The sequence below is a fragment of the Muricauda sp. MAR_2010_75 genome (genome assembly GCF_000745185.1).
GTDB lineage: Bacteria > Bacteroidota > Bacteroidia > Flavobacteriales > Flavobacteriaceae > Flagellimonas.
The window spans coordinates 4,239,143-4,256,488 of sequence record NZ_JQNJ01000001.1 but is presented as its reverse complement, the minus strand read 5'-3'; the positions used below and the strand labels follow the sequence as shown (position 1 = coordinate 4,256,488).

At 40.9% G+C, this 17,346-nt stretch carries 18 protein-coding genes; 9 read left to right on the top strand and 9 right to left on the bottom strand.

What is annotated here, in order from left to right; all coding sequences use genetic code 11:
- Positions 1–23: 23 nt before the first annotated feature.
- A complete protein-coding gene (locus FG28_RS19190) occupies positions 24–446 on the bottom strand; it encodes a DoxX family protein (protein WP_036385670.1) in 423 nt (140 codons plus the stop codon).
- Positions 447–551: 105 nt separating this feature from the next.
- On the opposite strand from FG28_RS19190, the gene FG28_RS19185 reads away from it, so the two are divergent.
- Positions 552–1,673 carry an adenylate/guanylate cyclase domain-containing protein gene (locus tag FG28_RS19185; RefSeq protein ID WP_197062634.1) on the top strand — a complete coding sequence of 374 codons (1,122 nt, stop codon included), beginning with the start codon at positions 552–554 and terminating at the stop codon, positions 1,671–1,673.
- Here FG28_RS19185 and FG28_RS19180 read toward each other — a convergent pair.
- The gene (locus tag FG28_RS19180; protein ID WP_036385668.1) at positions 1,652–2,122 is read right to left on the bottom strand and encodes a GNAT family N-acetyltransferase; all 471 of its coding nucleotides are present in this window, start codon (positions 2,120–2,122) and stop codon (positions 1,652–1,654) included. The two genes, FG28_RS19185 and FG28_RS19180, sit on opposite strands and share 22 nt — an antisense overlap.
- A gap of 295 nt (positions 2,123–2,417) precedes the next feature.
- Between FG28_RS19180 and FG28_RS19175 the strand changes: the two genes are divergently transcribed.
- Positions 2,418–4,190 carry a PorP/SprF family type IX secretion system membrane protein gene (locus FG28_RS19175; RefSeq protein ID WP_051947492.1) on the top strand — a complete coding sequence of 591 codons (1,773 nt, stop codon included), beginning with the start codon at positions 2,418–2,420 and terminating at the stop codon, positions 4,188–4,190.
- Between the two features lie 6 nt (positions 4,191–4,196).
- Here the strand turns inward: FG28_RS19175 and FG28_RS19170 are convergent, their stop codons facing one another.
- From FG28_RS19170 to FG28_RS19140, 7 genes are all read right to left on the bottom strand, one after another.
- A complete protein-coding gene (locus FG28_RS19170) occupies positions 4,197–4,805 on the bottom strand; it encodes an FMN-binding negative transcriptional regulator (RefSeq protein WP_036385666.1) in 609 nt (202 codons plus the stop codon).
- 21 nt (positions 4,806–4,826) lie between these two features.
- Positions 4,827–5,828: a DUF3500 domain-containing protein gene (locus FG28_RS19165; protein ID WP_051947490.1), complete on the bottom strand. Its 1,002-nt coding sequence runs from the start codon at positions 5,826–5,828 to the stop codon at positions 4,827–4,829.
- Between the two features lie 156 nt (positions 5,829–5,984).
- The gene (locus FG28_RS19160) at positions 5,985–6,878 is read right to left on the bottom strand and encodes a DUF4382 domain-containing protein (RefSeq protein ID WP_036385664.1); all 894 of its coding nucleotides are present in this window, start codon (positions 6,876–6,878) and stop codon (positions 5,985–5,987) included.
- Between the two features lie 131 nt (positions 6,879–7,009).
- Entirely contained in the window at positions 7,010–7,771 is a 762-nt protein-coding gene (locus FG28_RS19155; protein ID WP_036385662.1) for a hypothetical protein, read from the bottom strand.
- Positions 7,772–7,792: 21 nt separating this feature from the next.
- Entirely contained in the window at positions 7,793–8,320 is a 528-nt protein-coding gene (locus FG28_RS19150; RefSeq protein ID WP_197062633.1) for a nuclear transport factor 2 family protein, read from the bottom strand.
- Positions 8,321–8,805: 485 nt separating this feature from the next.
- Complete coding sequence (locus FG28_RS19145) at positions 8,806–9,648, bottom strand: DUF4249 domain-containing protein (protein WP_036385660.1); 843 nt, start codon at positions 9,646–9,648, stop codon at positions 8,806–8,808.
- 4 nt (positions 9,649–9,652) lie between these two features.
- Positions 9,653–12,052, bottom strand: a complete 2,400-nt coding sequence (locus FG28_RS19140; protein WP_051947488.1) for a TonB-dependent receptor — start codon at positions 12,050–12,052, stop codon at positions 9,653–9,655.
- 209 nt (positions 12,053–12,261) lie between these two features.
- Between FG28_RS19140 and FG28_RS19135 the strand changes: the two genes are divergently transcribed.
- The 7 genes from FG28_RS19135 to FG28_RS19105 all read left to right on the top strand — a co-directional run bounded on the left by FG28_RS19135 (position 12,262) and on the right by FG28_RS19105 (position 17,271).
- Positions 12,262–13,371 carry a hypothetical protein gene (locus FG28_RS19135; RefSeq protein WP_036385658.1) on the top strand — a complete coding sequence of 370 codons (1,110 nt, stop codon included), beginning with the start codon at positions 12,262–12,264 and terminating at the stop codon, positions 13,369–13,371.
- A gap of 251 nt (positions 13,372–13,622) precedes the next feature.
- Positions 13,623–14,966: a 2TM domain-containing protein gene (locus tag FG28_RS19130; protein WP_081894456.1), complete on the top strand. Its 1,344-nt coding sequence runs from the start codon at positions 13,623–13,625 to the stop codon at positions 14,964–14,966.
- A 264-nt stretch (positions 14,967–15,230) separates the two neighbouring features.
- On the top strand, positions 15,231–15,509 hold the full coding sequence (locus FG28_RS19125) for a 2TM domain-containing protein (protein ID WP_036385656.1): 279 nt from the start codon (positions 15,231–15,233) through the stop codon (positions 15,507–15,509).
- A gap of 38 nt (positions 15,510–15,547) precedes the next feature.
- Complete coding sequence (locus FG28_RS19120) at positions 15,548–15,850, top strand: 2TM domain-containing protein (protein WP_036385653.1); 303 nt, start codon at positions 15,548–15,550, stop codon at positions 15,848–15,850.
- 2 nt (positions 15,851–15,852) lie between these two features.
- A complete protein-coding gene (locus tag FG28_RS19115; protein WP_036386896.1) occupies positions 15,853–16,158 on the top strand; it encodes a 2TM domain-containing protein in 306 nt (101 codons plus the stop codon).
- Positions 16,159–16,167: 9 nt separating this feature from the next.
- Positions 16,168–16,503: a 2TM domain-containing protein gene (locus tag FG28_RS19110; protein ID WP_036385652.1), complete on the top strand. Its 336-nt coding sequence runs from the start codon at positions 16,168–16,170 to the stop codon at positions 16,501–16,503.
- Positions 16,504–16,515: 12 nt separating this feature from the next.
- On the top strand, positions 16,516–17,271 hold the full coding sequence (locus FG28_RS19105) for a LytTR family DNA-binding domain-containing protein (RefSeq protein ID WP_036385650.1): 756 nt from the start codon (positions 16,516–16,518) through the stop codon (positions 17,269–17,271).
- Positions 17,272–17,346 lie beyond the last annotated feature (75 nt).

Genomic DNA, 17,346 nt, shown 5'->3' with positions numbered 1-17,346 from the left:
GATAAGCTTATCCGTACCTCGTCCTATTGTTGCATTTTCAGGTAATAGTCAACCGAATGTTTTCCAGAACCATAAAGTGCAAAGAAGATACACGCAAAAAACACAATTAAGGCCATAATAAGGTTGGGCACGTGCATTACCCCCAAAAAATTGGTTAAAATAGCTCCCAGTAAAATGGGTAATTGTGCAAAAACGGCCCATCGAGTAAGTAGGCCCACCACAATCAAAAATCCGCCCACAAAATGAGCAGGGGCAACATAGTGTAAAATAATCATGCCACCCGGCATTTCTTGAAAGGGTCTAGCTATCTCAGACATTTGTTCATAATTGGTCATGAACTCAATGCCTTTGATAAAAAGAAATACCCCCAAGGCAACACGTAAAAGGTCCAAAGGATAGTAGGTGTGGGTATTGGCCCATTTGTTCAAATTTTTAACTGTTCCCATGGTTTCTGAATTTTAAATTCACCTTATAAGATACTCATTTTAAGTGGCATATAAAAATCAAAGTACTGGGTTATGGCTGGAATACACTACATTTAAGCTCATATGATGCACCCAAAATACAAGCGATATCTTAAGCAGGCTTTTTTATTTGCCTGTATCTGGTTATTGTTTGGATTGATCTATGGCATTGTGGAACAGGGCTTATTGGGAAGGATTGATTTATATCCTGCCACCCATAATAAATATGATTTTGAAACCTCACTTACCTATGCTTGTATTGGAGGCTTCTTTATGGGGTTTTTGCATGGCTGGGTAGAGGTTACGTGGTTGAGCAAAAAGTTTACCAAGAGTCCGCTTTGGATTAAGATTGTCCTTAAAACATTGTTCTATCTTCTATTCATTATCATTTTTCTAACGGTATTGACCTTGAGCGTGAACTCCAATCGATTTGATTTGTCCTTATTTCATCCCACAGTGATCCAAAGCGTAAAAAAGTTTATGAACAGTTTCGCATTTTGGAGTGTGGTCATATATATTGGTTTTGGTATTACGATTGGGATGCTTTTGGTTGAAATTTCATCCTATTTGGGAAGTGGGGTGTTCTTGAATTTTGTATTTGGAAAATATCATACACCCAAAAGGGAAAGCCGGATTTTTATGTTCTTGGATATGAAATCCTCCACCTCCATTGCAGAACAACTAGGGCATTCCAAATATTTTAGATTGCTAAAAGAATATTATGGGGATATGGCCAATGCCATTTTGGAGACTTCTGGTGAAATTTACCAATATGTTGGAGATGAGATTGTGGTCACTTGGCCCGAAAAGAGTGGGTTGTATGCCAATAACTGCATTGAATGCTTTTTTAGAATTTCCAAGACGTTGGAAAAAAGAAAGTCGCACTACCTGAAGAGATTCAATTTTTTTCCATCCTTTAAAGCGGGCTACCACATTGGTCTGGTGACCACAGGTGAGATAGGGGTCCTTAAAAAAGAGATCATTTATACAGGGGACGTGCTCAATACCACGGCCCGGATTCAGGCAGAATGCAATAATTATGACGTTAGGATGCTGATTTCTGAACAACTCGTAAATCAGTTGGCAAAGAGCAAATCATATGAGTTTAAAAAGATGGACAACTTGCAGCTTCGGGGTAAAAGGCAATTGATCCAATTGTATACTTTGGAAACCTTCACGGAGGAAAATCAGAGTAAAAGCTCCATCTGAATATCGCTACGTTCATAGGGAGAACTGGCCCCCACAATTTCCCTAAACCCTAATTTTTGATAAAGGTTGAGTGCAGGTTGTAAAACCCGATTGCTCTCCAAATATATTTTTTTGGCTCCCAATGATTTGGCCTTTTCTACCATGTGTTGCCCCAAAAGTTTACCAATTCCCTTTCCTTGTGCTTTTGGGGATACCCCCATTTTCGCCAACTCAAAATCATAAGCATCACGTATACTAGGGATAAGGGCGCAAACACCCACGGCTTCTTCATCCAAAAGCGCAACCGCTATATAGCCGCCCTTGTCCAAGATATATTCCTTGGGGTGGTTTAATGAAATATGGTCCATTTCTTCCATTTTAAAATATTTGCTTATCCACTCCTCATTAAGCGACTTAAAGACAGTAGCATACACATCAGAATACGGAATAATGCGAATGAAGTTGCCCATGGCGTTCGTTTTAGAATTAAGGAAACACAAAAGTAGTCGGAATGATTAAAAAAAATGACAGCTAACAAGCTCTTTTCTAGGGGAACCACTCAATTTTTTTTGGTGATTTACGTTTAATTAACGAGTAAGGCTGTTTTTTAACGAAAAAATTAGCTGTTTACCGAGAAAATACCTAAGATTGTATATTATTTAAGTAGTAAAACTCTTACAAGTTCCCAAATCTTGCTAATGAGACCAAACAAAAAACATACACCTGACCCCATCAGGCCCATTAACCTACAAACCCCCATCGGCTATGGATATAAAACTACCTTTATTTTCCAAAGAAATAACCCTGTTCTCTTGTGAGCGGGTTTTTTATTTGATTTTATGCGGTTTTTTGCTGGGGCCTATTGTTCATTCCCAGGATAGTAACCCCTATGTTACCTACAATGTTCCGTTTCAGAATTTGCTGAAATTCAACCGGTTCTTGATTAATCCAACCTTTTCATCTGTTAGGGAAGACAAATCGTATGTAAACCTGTTCCATAGGAGTCAAAGTGCAGACTTTGAAAACAACACGCAAAATTACTTTTTGAGCTATAGCGGACAGGTGAGCGATAGGATAGGTATAGGGTTCAGTCTTTACAATCAGCAAGAAGGGGTTATCTCAAATCTGGGGGTAATGGCCAATTATGCGCATGGCATTCAATTGGGAAGGGAAAGTAGCTTAACCTTTGGAGTCAATATTCCCTACTATGTGAGTAGTATTGATCCCGATAGAGCGGTTACGGTAGAGGAAGACCCATTTCTCAATAATACCTCCAAAAATTCCATCATCTCCTTTCAACCTGGATTGAATCTTTCTGTTGGCAAGTTTGATTTTGGGGTGTTTGCCCATAATCTTTTGGATTATAACATGAGTTCGGGAAAATCATTGACGGATTTAAACCAAAAAACATTTTCTGGTCATATTCAATTTGCCCAAGAATTTAAGAACGGCTCGGGAATTTTTGAGGATGGCCGGTTGTTGCCTCTGGCGCGTATACGGCTGGAAGGTGAAGAAGACCCAATCTTTGGAGGTGGAATCATCCTTGACCTTCCTAAATTGGGATGGATCCAGGGAGGGTATGACCAGCTTTATGGTGCTTCTGCCGGTACAGGGTTTAACCTTAATCGGAGACTTTCCTTTGGATACAACTTTGAGAAAAACCTGAATAATGACTTTATAAACTTAGGAGTAACACATGAAATCTCAATTGCTTATTCATTTGTACCCATGATGGCCAGAAACATTGTGGTGGACAACGAAGATGACCCCAAGGCCCGAAAACCCATTGAAGGAGGTTTGGTGGCAGATGCCAAAAAAGAAAAGGAAGAGAAAAAGGGCAAGTTGGATGTTGAAACTACATTACGTCCCACAAACAAAGAAGATTTGGCGTTTTGGGAAGAACAAATAGCAATTTTGAAAGCCCAACAAGAAGATAGCTACGCCGTGATTGATGAATTGCTTTTTAAAATGGACTCCATGGAGCAGAGTCGCCAAAAGGACCTTGAAAAGCGATTTGAAATGGTCATGCGCATGGTAAAACGGCAAACGGATGATGGGCATCCAGATGTTGAGAACAAGGCAGAAAAGCTGTATTTTGCCAATAGTGAGGATTTGGATTCCATTTACAATTCTATGGAAAAAGAACGCTTAGCCGATAATTCAACCATTGCCAAAAAAGAAGCTCCAGAGAAAAAAGGATCATTCAATGGTGGCGCCTACAAACCCATTGAAAAATTTATCAGTCTGGATGGCGTGGGAAAGGGACACTACATTGTGGCCAATGTCTTTAAAAATGAAAATTACCTCAATAGTTTTATGGCTAAACTCAAGGCGCAGGGACTAAACCCAAAATATTTTAAGAACCCTGATAATGGTCTTAACTATGTGTATTTGGCCAAATATGACGAAAATACGGAGGCGTACGCAGCCTATCAGTCCAAAATGAAAGGGAAATACAACGATGAAATTTGGATCATGCATGTAGACAACCCCCGTTATTCCAACTGGGCGGATGCCATTTTCCAAGATATTGAATAGATTGCCCTACGGTTTTCTGTTCTTCATTTCCGAAGCGATTGACTTACTGCTGGCATCACGTTTTTCGAGTTCCGAAATGATTTTGGCATGGTCCTCAGTTCGAGTTTGGGAAAGCTTATAGGTAGCTTGAATATCGGTGATCTCAATTTGAAACCCGACCACTCCTTTTACTTGTCGCAATGTTTTGGGCGACATGTTTTTGAGCGAAATAGGATGCTTTGAATCCTGTTCGTATTTCTCCACCAATTTATGCATGGAAGCCATGGTTGCTTCTTCCGATAAAATTTTTAAAACCCCATAGACATGCACCGCGATGTAGTTCCATGTAGGTACCTCTTCTTCCTTGTACCACGACGAAGAAACATAGCTGTGTGGCCCATTGAAAATACAAAGCACTTCTTGATTTTCTGAAAAATGTTTCCATTGGGGGTTTGCTTTGGCAATGTGTCCCACTAGAATATCTTTTCCATCGTTGTTTGTACCCAATTCCAGAGGAATATGGGTGGCCCAAGGTTTATGGTCAATCGTATTTATTAAGATTCCAAAACTGTTTTTGGCCAAGAAATCCTTTATTTCATTAAGGTCCTCGTTCTTGTAGTGTTGGGGAATGTACATGGATCAAAAAAGTATTCTCAATTAGTTTTTGTGATGGGCGGCATAATGCTCTTGGATAAGATCCCTGCCAAAATCGCCATCAAAATCGCGCCAAACAGAATGGATATGATTGGCATTGTTCTGGGAATTATCAAACTCTATTAAGAAAGTCTTTCCTTGAATGCTGTAATAGTGGGGCTCGCCCAAAAAAGTCGCTCCCGCCCATGCAAAATGAATGTCTTGCACTTCTTCGGACTCCAGTTTTCCCATTCGGATTTTGGCGATGTCGTTAGGTACTGCAGAGATATACTCGTGAATCAGCTTCATTAAAGCTTCTTGCTGCGATTTGTCCAAAGCTGTTAAGGAAATGCCTTTGGGGCTATCGGCAGACACGCTCACTGAATTCTTGGTTAAGATATCCCAAGGCGCTTTGTCATCAAAAATGGCCTTTGTTTTTTGTTCACTTGAGAGTGAATTGATAAGCTGTAACCCCAAATTTTCTTCCATGGCCAATGTATGTTCTCCTTTTCTAGGTCCCGATTGAACAATTGCGGGGTTGGCGCCAAAAAAACGGGGTGTAAATGAAATTTTGTCGTCAACACTGGTGAAGCTTAACAAGATATGATGTCCCTCAAAAGTCCAGCTCCAAACCTCGTCTTTTGCAGGGTTGCCATATACGGAGATATGATATTTGTTAATGTCCCGCATGTGGGTATCACCGGTTTCCTCGGCAAGTACGTTTTCCAAACTCATAATGTCCATGGTCTTGTTATACCCAGATTGACTTAAATGCTGCTTCAACATTTTGTGGAACAATTCTTTTTGCTTGGCATTCAGTTCCCCCAATTGGATTCCTGATCTAGGCCACATGGTAGCCGGAAAATAATGCCAGGTTTCCCGTGATACATCATCAAATTGCAGTTGGGTCTTGCTCAGTTGGGCATCATCAAGGGAGTTCAAAAAATCCAAGACAGGGTCTGTGGCATATGACTGTAAGGAAAACAAGAACAGAAAGAAGAAGAGGTACGGAATGTTTTTTTTCATGAGTGTATGGCAATCAAACCTTTGAGGTTTGATTTTATGTCTATTAATTGATTAAAGATAGGATAAATTGACTTCAAAGATTGATGAATCAAAAAATATCACAATAAAAAAGCGGGACGTTTGTCCCGCTTCATTCTGTTGATATATGATAGAAGCTTAATTGCTCTCTTCTTCAACCACTTCGGCTTCCAATACAAAGTCTTGGACTGTTTTGTTCGCAGCCACAATATTTACCTCTAAAGTATCACTGTTTACATAGCCAGTCAAAGAAGCAAAAGCTTTATAAGTACCAGCTTCAAGACCCATAATGGCATAATTTCCATCAATATTGGTAGCACCGGAGGTGATAGGCTCATCATCGGCATCCAATATGGAAATTTGAGCATCTTCCAATACAACGGTTTCTTCACCTTCCATAGTTGTCACGGTTCCACTCAAAGTTCCTGCAGTGGAAAGGTTACTCGCTTTGATCACGGGCTTAAAATTAAATCCTGTGATACCATCCACGGAGTTCAAATTTCCTTTGGCAACGAAAGAACGGCTTACATCAAAGTCCAACAATAAATCGCTGGATAGACCTCCTGCGACAGTTAAGCCTGGATCAATGAATATTTTGATGCCGGTCTGTGCTCCACTGGGAACATCCAAATCAAAGGTTCGGTCATCAGTTAGAACAACGTTCACACCTCTTACGTGTACTCGCACCAAATCATAGGTTCCGGCAGGGACCTCTACATCGGCCAATTCTTCGGTAACACCATTGGTAAGGTCCAGAAGGTTCACGGATATTTCTTCTTCCATCAAAGCAACAAAAGAAGATTCGTCGTCGTCATCCATTTCTTCATCTTCGCTATCTTTTAATCGCGCATCAACTTTAAAGACAGTAACATTGGCTTCTGCGACCATGTCAAATGGAAAGGGAGCGTCTGTAAGTTGAACGGTCATTCTTCCGGTAGTATCACCGGGATTTCCGTTGTTTTCATCTTCAGAGCAGCCAATAAATGCCAAAAAAGCAAGGCTCAATGCATAAAAAAAGATTTTAGTTCTCATAAATCGGGGTTTTATTTATTAATAGTAACGTAACTAATTACGCAGAAAACCCCTATCAAAGATTGATTACTCCCTGGTTTTTCGATGAACTACATGGATTTTTAAGACTTTTGCATCTAAAATCTTACAGATTATTGACCTTCACGAGGACTGACTTCACCAGTAGAACCGCTTAGATCTTTTCGGTAAATCCACAGCTCACCCATGTCACCATTGGTAGCAGCCTCTACATCTTTAAGAAAGCCTGCAAAACTTCCGGCACCATGAACTTCTTCGTACCATTGTGCAAATTTGTCCTCTCGTCCCATCCATTCGGATTTGTCAAAAAAATCGACCCAAACAAAATCTTGACCACCCATGTTGGGTAACTCGTTGTAGTATGCTCCCCATTGTTGGTCCGGATCCTTGGTCTTGAAAACTTTGTATACACGGTCCAAGATCGAATTGAATTCCATCTGCTTGAACCTTTTAATGTCCACCATAAAAATGGAAAGGTTTTTAAGATTAAAATCTTTGGAAAAATTGGAATGTGCCAAATCATTTTTCCAGTAGTTGGTCTCCATTTCGGGCAGGGCATTCGCAGCCACATTGGTGTTCCAGTCCATCGTGTGGGCCTCATCATAGTTATTTACTTCGTCCATGGCGGCCCAACCTGTTGGTCCCATACTCCAAATGTATTTTCCGGAATTTTTGCCACTGGCCACCCAAAAAACACTCACAGTGCCTGCACCATCTGCATGGTATTTTTTGTTATGCGCAGCCAAACCGGCTTCAAATGCGTCAATTTTTTCAGGATGTGGGGTCATCATTACGTTCATAAAGATTGGACCTTGCATCTCCTGTGCCATTGCAATAAGAGGCACCATTGTTAGAATTACTAGTAGTCGTTTCATTTTGTAGTTGTTTAGTTTTAGTTATTCGGTTTGTTCTTCATCCATCATTTTGGCTTCAGCTTCTATCTTTTGAAGCTCCAAAACAATTGGAGTGGGATCCCAGTACCCATATTCCTGTACAATTTTTCCGTCCACAAATTGAAAGGTCAAATGCACGGGTACCTCAAATTCTTTTCCATTGGCGGCCAATTCGCCTTTCCAGGTCAACCAGCAGTTTACCCAAGTCTCACCCTCGTCTGTCACCACCATTTCATATTCTTGATGATTGTCTCCAAACCCACGGGAGGCGTACTCACTGTCCGCTTGCTTGTGATAGGCAATAGCCTCATTGGAAGACAAAGGATTGTCTTTGGTATTGTAATAGGTCTTTGAGGTGTCCGCAAACATGCTGGTGTCATAATTTTTAGTGTCGTAATTGGAAATTACCTTTTTGACAGTGTCAATTTCAGGGGAATTTTGGGTGTACCGAACCGGACCTTGCTGACAGGCATTAAGGCTCAGCGCCAAAATGGGACATAGAAAAAGAATTTTCATTGCTAGTGTTCTCATAATGTTGATATTTAGGTTGATGTGTTACAAATCTGCAATCAATGTGTTCGATTGGGAAAAACAACTTGCCTAATTTTCAACTTCGTGAATCAAGCCCAGCGCAAGTGGAAGGTCTATTTTAATTAAAGGGAACTAAAAATAAGGGACGGGTAACAGATAAGCTGCTATCACTACCTGAATATATTAAAAATATGTTAACAAAATTAAATAATATTAATTTTTTAAGTAAATGAATAGTATATTATTAATTATTGAGTCTTTTTCTTACAAATATTCAATATCATCCTTGCAAAATCTGCCTAAAGGATGTTGGAGGCCTACAAAACAAAAGAAAAGGCTGTCTAAGATGTAGATTTTCGTCAACCTGAACTTGATTCAGGTTCTCATACCGATTTGTTTATTAGTATGATATGATTCTGAAATGCCTTGCCTGCCGGAATTCAGAATGACGTTGTCCCATACAGTTAAGACAGCCTTGGTAGGGTTTATTCAATAGTGTAGGTCGTTTTTATGGCCTCGGTAACCCGAAAATATCCATAAGCAATATTTTCTGGGTTGTCTGTATTTACACAGTTGCCCACTAAAGGCACTGGAGTGGGGCTAAAGGGGTTTCCTGCATTTTCGTACTGTTCCACCAAAAGCCGGAGGTAATCGTGATATTGTTTTGATATGCCATAAAAAGCAATGGCAACGGTTTCCCCAGGTTGAAACTCCGTGATACCATCATCCTCATCGGCTAATTTTTCATAGTAGATAGTGAATTCATTCCCATCAATAAACTCATCTTTGATGTAATACAGCTCTGGAAAGAGATTTGCCTCACTTTTAAAACGTAGAAAGTAATAGTTTTCAATGCCCTCAGGATCCTGAAAAGTTACGTTCACCTCCAAGGCATCTTCATCCTCTCCATCTTCCGTGGATTGGTAGACGTCTACAATATCACTCACAGGAACCAAGGTCTCTTTGGCGGTATATCGCTCTTCGTTATAAATGACCTCCAATGCGTAGGTGTTTCCTATTACTGGAATAAAGCTAGAGGTTGTGTATTCTCCGTTATTCTGATCCTCAAAAACAAATTCGGCCCCAGAATCTTCATTGGTGACCCTTACCGATGCGCCAAGAACAGGAGCAATCTTTTGCTCGGCAAAATAAGGGGTTGAAGTGCTCAATAAAATGGTCTGGTCACTCCCTGAAGTGCCTCTTTCCCAATCCAAAGAAGCTTCAATGGTGAGTCTTGGAGGAGCTTCGGGAACATCAACTTCAATAACATCTGTACATGAAGCGCCAATAAGCAAAAAACAGAAATAAAGTATATGAAATGGTTTCATCAGTTTAGAATTTAAAATTATAGGTTACGGAAGGTACAATGCCAAAAATGGCGGTTCTGGTGGCTTCATTGGCCCCGGTCTCCAAATTTTGACCAAAAGAGATGGAGGCCGCATTTTTCCGATTGAAGACGTTGTAGATTCCAAAGACCCATTCGCCCTTCCATCTTTTATCAGGTCTTCGGTTGGGACGATAGGTAGCAGAAACATCCAAGCGGTAATACGCGGGCAATCGGTCTGCATTTCGTTGTGAATAACTGGCAATGGAGACACCCTCGTACTGATACTGTCCATTGGGGTAGGTGACGGGTCGCCCAGTTTGATAAATGGCATTGGCCCCAAAACTCCATTTGTCATTTAGTTGATAAGCTCCAGTGAGGGAGATGTCGTGAGTACGATCATAAGGCGTACTGTACCATTTGCCATTGTTGATTCCGGGGCCACCTGCATTGCCTCCAGGAGTGCGCTGTTCGGATTTGGCTAGTGTGTAGGCCACCCATCCGGTAAATGCACCTTCATTTTTGCGCAGCAATACTTCCAGACCATAGGCCCGGGATTCGCCGGATAATACTTCACGTTCAATGGTGTTGTTTCCGATAAGGTCAGAACCGTCAATGTAATCAATTCGGTTGTCTACCGTTTTGTAGAAGGTTTCCACTTCCATGGAATACATTTTGTCCTTGAAGTTTCTGAAATACCCTAAAGCAAACTGATCGGAAAGTTGTGGTTTGATGTATTTTCCACTGGGTGTCCACACGTCTATAGGAGTTACTGTTGAGGTGTTGGACAGTAAATGAATGTATTGGGCAGCTCTGGAATACCCCACTTTTACCGAAGAGACCTCGTTGAGTTGATAAGCTAATGACACCCTTGGTTCAAAATTGCTAAAGGTTTCAATGCTTTCACTTTTTGAATATATAGTCTCGCCAATGGGATCTTGCCGCTCGTAAATGCGCAGGGTACTGTTGTACACCAACGGGCGGTCATTCACATAGTCATTCAAAGGTTGTCCTCCCATTCGGTTAAAATGACTGAACCGAATCCCATATTGAGCCGTTAGGTCATCCGTGAGTTTATGCTCAGCATTTACATAGGCTGCACTTTCCAAAGCTCTTTTCTTGTCCAATTGCAATTCGTTGATGGCAGAGGTCGGACTTGTGGGCTTTATCTGTCCTGGATCAAACACATACTTTATGGTGCTTGCCCCAAAATCCAACTTAAAGGCATCATTGAAATAATACTTTAGATCATACTTAATATTATAGTTTTGGATGGAGGAAACCCAATCAAACTCAAAATCATTGATGTTGAGTTCGTAATCATAATTGCTGTAGATGAGTGATAAGTTGGAAAACAACCTGTCGTTAAAAATATGATTCCAACGAAGGTTTCCAGATGCGTTTCCATAACTGCTACTAAAGGAGCCTCCAATATCAAAAAGATCTCGCCCAAAATAGCCAGATAGGTACAGACGGTTATTTTTGTTGAGGTTGTAGTTGGTCTTCAGGTTGAGGTCATAAAAACTGGCACTGTTGTCCTCACCTGCAAGTTTTAAGAATAGATGTGCATAGGAGCCTCTTCCTGCCACCAAAAAGGAACCACGGTCATTGAACATAGGTCCTTCCACGGCCAATCGGCTGGAGATGGCACCAATGCCTCCGGTCATTTCAAAGTTTTTACTGTTACCGTCCTTTTGGCGAACATCCAATACAGAGGATACCCGTCCTCCAAATCTTGCAGGAATACCGCCTTTGTATAATTTTAGGTCCTTAACCGCATCAGCATTGAACACGGAAAAGAAACCCAATAGGTGGGAGGTGTTGTAAATAATGGCCTCATCCAGTAACACCAAGTTTTGGTCCACGGCGCCCCCACGCACATGAAAACCACTGGAGCCTTCCCCGTTGCTGGTAACCCCGGGAAGAATCTGCAACGACTTAATGATATCTACTTCACCTAAAACCACGGGCATTTGTTTCACCGTTTTAATGTTGAGTTTGGAAACACTCATCTCAGGTTTGCGGAGTACGGCGCGTTCTGGCTCTTCGGCAGTGACTTCAACCTCATCCAGTTGCGTTGAAAATTCCACCAGTTCCATATTCAAGGTGATATTTTTATCTAAAACCACTTGTTTGCTGACTTCGTTAAAGCCCATGTAAGAAAAAATGAGGGTATAAGAACCCGGAGGGGCACTGATTGAATAGAAGCCATACTCATTGGTAATAGCGCCAATATCTGTTCCTTTTAAAAAAATGGAAGTACCAAAAAGGGTTTCCCCATTGCTTTGGTCGGTTACTTTTCCACTGATGGTAAAATTGTTTTGGGCTTGCACTAACGATGAGCCCAATAGAAGGGACAGGACCAAGCACCAATAGGCTGGCCCGTTCCTTTTCTTGTTTTGTTTCATTTGATGGTTTGAATTTAGAATTACGATTCGTTTTTTGATTTCTTCGCTTTAATGACATTTCAAAAAAGCAAGGGTTGCATGTGGGGTGAAAAAAAGAAGTTAACATGGAACGGGAGGTGTTCGTTTGGGCAGAGACGTTGTTCGTCTAAGTTTCAAAGGGGAGACCAAAAAGATTGCCTAAATTCACTTCATTACATAATTACAAACCAATGAATAAATTCCTTTTAATGATGGCCGTGGTGCTATCCTTGACCGCATGTACGGAGAAAAATAAGATTCCTGTTTACGCTTGGATTGGAGGTCCCGGTGAAGCCACTGACCAAGAATTGGCGACCCAATTTTCTGATTTGAAAGAAAAGGGCGTGGATGGGCTGATGTACAACGGTGGACATGATCCCCAGACCTATAAACGCGTTGGGAAATTGGTAAAAGAGGCCGGAATGGAGTTTCACACTTGGATTCCGACCATGGTGCAAGGTGAAAACCCAAAACTGAAGAAAGAATGGTACGCCATCAATGGAAAAGGGGAATCTGCATTTGATAAACCCGCCTATGTTCCGCATTACACATTTTTGTGTCCTAGCAAGGAGGGGGTCTATAACTTTTTGGCCAATCTCTATGGAAGTGTTGCCGAATTGGAAGAAGTGGACGGTATTCATTTGGATTACATTCGTTTTCCCGATGTTATTCTGGCTCGCGGCCTTTGGGACAAATACGGACTGGTGATGGATAGGGAATACCCCCAATTTGATTATTGCTATTGTGATGATTGCACATCTGCCTTTAAAGAAAAAACAGGAATTAATATCAAAGAAGTGGAGGACCCTGCCCAAGTGACTGAGTGGAAACAATTCCGATATGATCTAATCACCAATATTGTAAACCGATTGGCAGATGAAGTTCATTCCAAAGGAAAAAAGATAAATGCGGCCGTTTTTCCAGGCCCTTCCATTGCCAAAAAATTGGTGCGACAGGATTGGGGCCAATGGAACTTGGATGCCATTTATCCTATGAACTATAACGATTTTTATTTGGAAGGCCCAGAATGGGTAGGAGAAATGGTAAATGAGGAAGTGGCAACAGCAAAAAACGGGGTTCCCGTGTACAGCGGACTGTTTATTTGTCCGAGACCCGAGAAAAAAGGAAGTGAAAAGGACCCGGAAAACCATGGGCTGCTTCCAGAAGAGATAGGAGAGGCCATTAAGGGCTCAATGGAGAACGGTGCTACGGGAATTTGCCTGTTTACCCCAGGAAGAATGACCGAGGCCCATTGGGAAGCCTTTGAGGAGGCCATCCATAAAGAGTACAGTGTTAAATAATAGTTGTTTAGTTATGAGGTGTATGCCCGGCGATCGATTGGTTGTTGGGCTTTTTTTTACAACAGTTCGTCCTTCCAACATAACAATTCGGTAATTCTTCCTTTCCAATAGCCATTTTTTGGGTGATTTTTGATGCATCAATCAGAGAATCATCAGTCGAGACTATAAAAAGGGCGTGGAAACTTTTTGCTACTTTTAGCGGGGATACGCCCCTTTTTACGTAAAAGAAAGCGCGGTAAACAAGACCAGAAATGGAGAAAGCGATTAAATATATTGGCAAACTACTATCAATAGCAATAGTGGTTGGTCTTGTTTTGGCTACGATTTTTATTGGCTTGAAGGCACTTTCCGGTGGAGATGTGGCTTTTGATGCCAAAATGATGCGCGAAGTGGGGTACTACATTTTTTATTCCATCGTACTGACTTTTCTCAACAGTTTCTACTATGATTATGTGAACCATAAAGTAACCTGGAAACGATATGCCAAATACCGTTTGGCCATAAGTGCCATAGGAGGCATCCTTGTCACCATGATGGGCATTTTGTGGATCAGGATGGTACTTGGTTTGGGTTTTGAAGGGAAGGACTGGGAATCTTTTATAGCAGGCGAAGAACCTGCATTTTATGTTGTGGCCCTTTTGATAACCATGGTGGTCTCGGTGTTTTTCCATGCGGTATATTTCTATAAAAATTGGCAGGAAAAGCGAGTAAAGGAACAAAAAATCATAGCAGGCACAGCTTCTGCGCGCTTTGATGCCCTCAAGAACCAATTGGACCCCCATTTTTTGTTCAATAGCCTAAATGTACTTACTAGTCTTATTGAGGAAGACCCGGACCAGGCACAACGTTTCACTACATCCTTGTCCAAAGTGTACCGGTATGTGTTGGAACAGAAAAACAAGGATTTGGTCACTGTGGATGAAGAACTCAATTTTGCGAGAACCTATGTCCGGCTCCTAAAAATGCGGTTTGAGGATAGTATTGTTTTTGAAATTCCGGAAAAATGTACCATTCCGGATGCCAAGATCGTCCCCCTTTCCTTACAATTACTACTGGAAAATGCGGTGAAACATAACGTTGTAACAAGCTCAAAACCATTGCATATCAAAGTTTTTGAACAAAACGGGATGTTGGTGGTAAGCAATAATCTTCAGGAAAAGCAGGTAGTTAAAAAAAGTAGTGGAGTAGGACTGCAGAACATAAAACAGCGCTACAATATGTTAACGGACCGTGAAGTAACCATAACAAAGAACACCTTGGATTTTAGTGTTGCCCTACCTATGCTTACCCAACAAGTATCGGTTTCAGAGACGCAGCAAAGTTATATTGAAGAAAAAAGATATGCCAAGGCCAAGGAACATGTAAAGGCCATTAAGGAGTTCTATAGTAATTTAATGGCCTATTGTGTTGTGATTCCGTTTTTGTGGTGGATCAATTTAAAGACCACGGATTTTCTTTGGGCTTTTTTCCCTACCATAGGTTGGGGTTTTGGGGTTTTGGCACATGGCATGGAGGCTTTTGGATATAACCCATTGTGGGGCAAACGCTGGCAGGAGCGAAAGATTCGGGAACTCATGGACAGTGAGGATTTTTAATTTCCTTATCGGACATCGGACATCGGACATCGGACATCGGACATCGGACATCGGACATCGGACATCGGACATCGGACATCGGACATCGGATATCAGATTCAACTTGTAACCATTTAGCACCCACCTTCCGCTCCTTTACGCATAATCCAACACCTCACCCACAATTCATCCCCAAAAAACAACAGTTCACGAAACTACTTTTTCAGATACCAGCAGGGATTGCGAATTTTGGTATGTAATAAAAAAACAACAAAACCATTCGTTATGAAAGACTTAGATGAATATAAATACCTTAGGGCAAAAGGAAAGGTTGAAAAAATCAAATCCTTTTATTCAAGCCTATTGGCCTATTGTGTTGTAATTCCAATTTTAGCCTATTTAAATTACAAGACCACTAGTTTCCCTTGGGTGGTTTTCCCTGCGGTTGGTTGGGGCATTGGACTTGTGCTTCTCTGGATGTGTGCCCAGGGCTACAATCCCATTTTAGGAAAAGATTGGGAGGAGCGTAAGATTCGTGAGCTTATGAAGGACAAAAATTTTTAACAATGCCTATATTTAGGTGAACATCTAAAGCAGGACAAATGGAAAATTTAGATAAAGAAAGCAAATACATGAGGGCAAAAGAACGGGTGGATGAACTTAAAAAGTTCTATGCCAACCTGTGGTCCTACATACTGGTCATTTCAATTTTGGCCTTGATCAATTACCTGACCAATGGGTTTAGCTATATGTGGTTTTTGTGGGCCGCATTCGGTTGGGGTATTGGAGTGTTCTTTCATGCTGTAGGTACTTTCAACTTGAATCCTTTCTTCGGGAAAGGTTGGGAAGAAAGAAAGATAAAGGAGTTTATGAAAGAAGACGAAAACACAAAAAAATGGAGATGATCATGAATGATTTAGAAAAAGATAAATACAAGAGGGCCAAAAAGCGCGTAGAGGATATGAAGGGGTTTTATATCCACATGTCCATCTATATCGTGATCAATACATTTATCCTTGTGAACATTTATATGCATTCGGATAATTTTTGGCAATGGCCGCATTTCATCACCTTGTTTGCCTGGGGCATTGGCTTGACCATGCACGGGGCCAAGGTATTTGGATTTAGTTTACTATTCGGAAAAAACTGGGAAGAGCGACAAATCCAAAAGTATATCGACAAAGACAAGAAAGACGCGGATAAGTACGTGTAGCGATGCAATATGGAAAACCTGGAAGACAACACATATAAGAAGGCTACCAAACGGGTCAAAGAGTTGAAAGATTTTTACCGACACCTAAAAGTTTTTGTGGTGATCAACGCCATTTTGTATCTATTTAAAAGCGGGGCGTTGCAGCAGTTTCTTCCGGAGGGGCTTTCTTTGGAGACCTACTACTTTAATTGGGTGGATGCCCATCTGGTCATCTGGATCTTGATATTGGCGGTTCATACCGCATATCTGTTTAGACATAAATTGACTTTCTTGAAGAAGTGGGAAGAGCGACAAATCCAGAAATACATAGAAAAGAATGAACATGAAAACAGAAGGTATAAATAATATCCAAATGAAATGAACGTAATCATCATTGAAGATGAAAAACCGGCCGCAAGACGTTTAAGTCGTTTGTTGGCGGAACAGGGAGTGGAGGTCTCCACTATGTTGCACTCCGTAGACGAATCCATTGAGTGGTTTCAGAACAACCCACAGCCCGACCTTATTTTTTTGGACATTCAATTATCGGATGGTCTTTCGTTTGAAATTTTTGATGCTGTCGATGTAAAAAGCGCCATCATTTTCACCACTGCTTTTGATGAATATGCCCTCCAAGCTTTCAAGCTAAATAGCATTGATTATTTGCTCAAACCCATCGATGATGAAGACCTGGAAAAGGCTGTTAAAAAGTACCGGGATTTTAAACCAGAAAATCAAAAAATTTCGGTGGATTTCAACGACATCAAAAAGCTATTGATAGACCCTTTGGATCGTGAATATAAAAAACGATTTACGGTTAAGGTGGGACAACATTTAAAAATTGTAAATGCCGATGATGTGGAATGTTTTTATTCCGAAAACAAGGGAACTTATGCGGCAACTTCCGATGGTAGAAATTATCTTTTGGATACCACTTTGGAACAGTTGGAAGAGGAGCTGTCCCCAAAAGACTTTTTTAGGGTAAGTAGAAAATTTTACGTGGGCATCACCCATATAAACGACATCATTTCATACACCAATTCCAGGCTTCAAATCAAGATGAACCGCTATAATGAGCAAGAAATTATTGTGAGTAGGGAGCGCGTAAAAGACTTTAAGCTTTGGTTGGAATAAAGTTACATAAAAAACTGAAAATCAAATTATTGAATTATTTAAAAATTTACTATAAATTTTTCTTATAGTGACTTT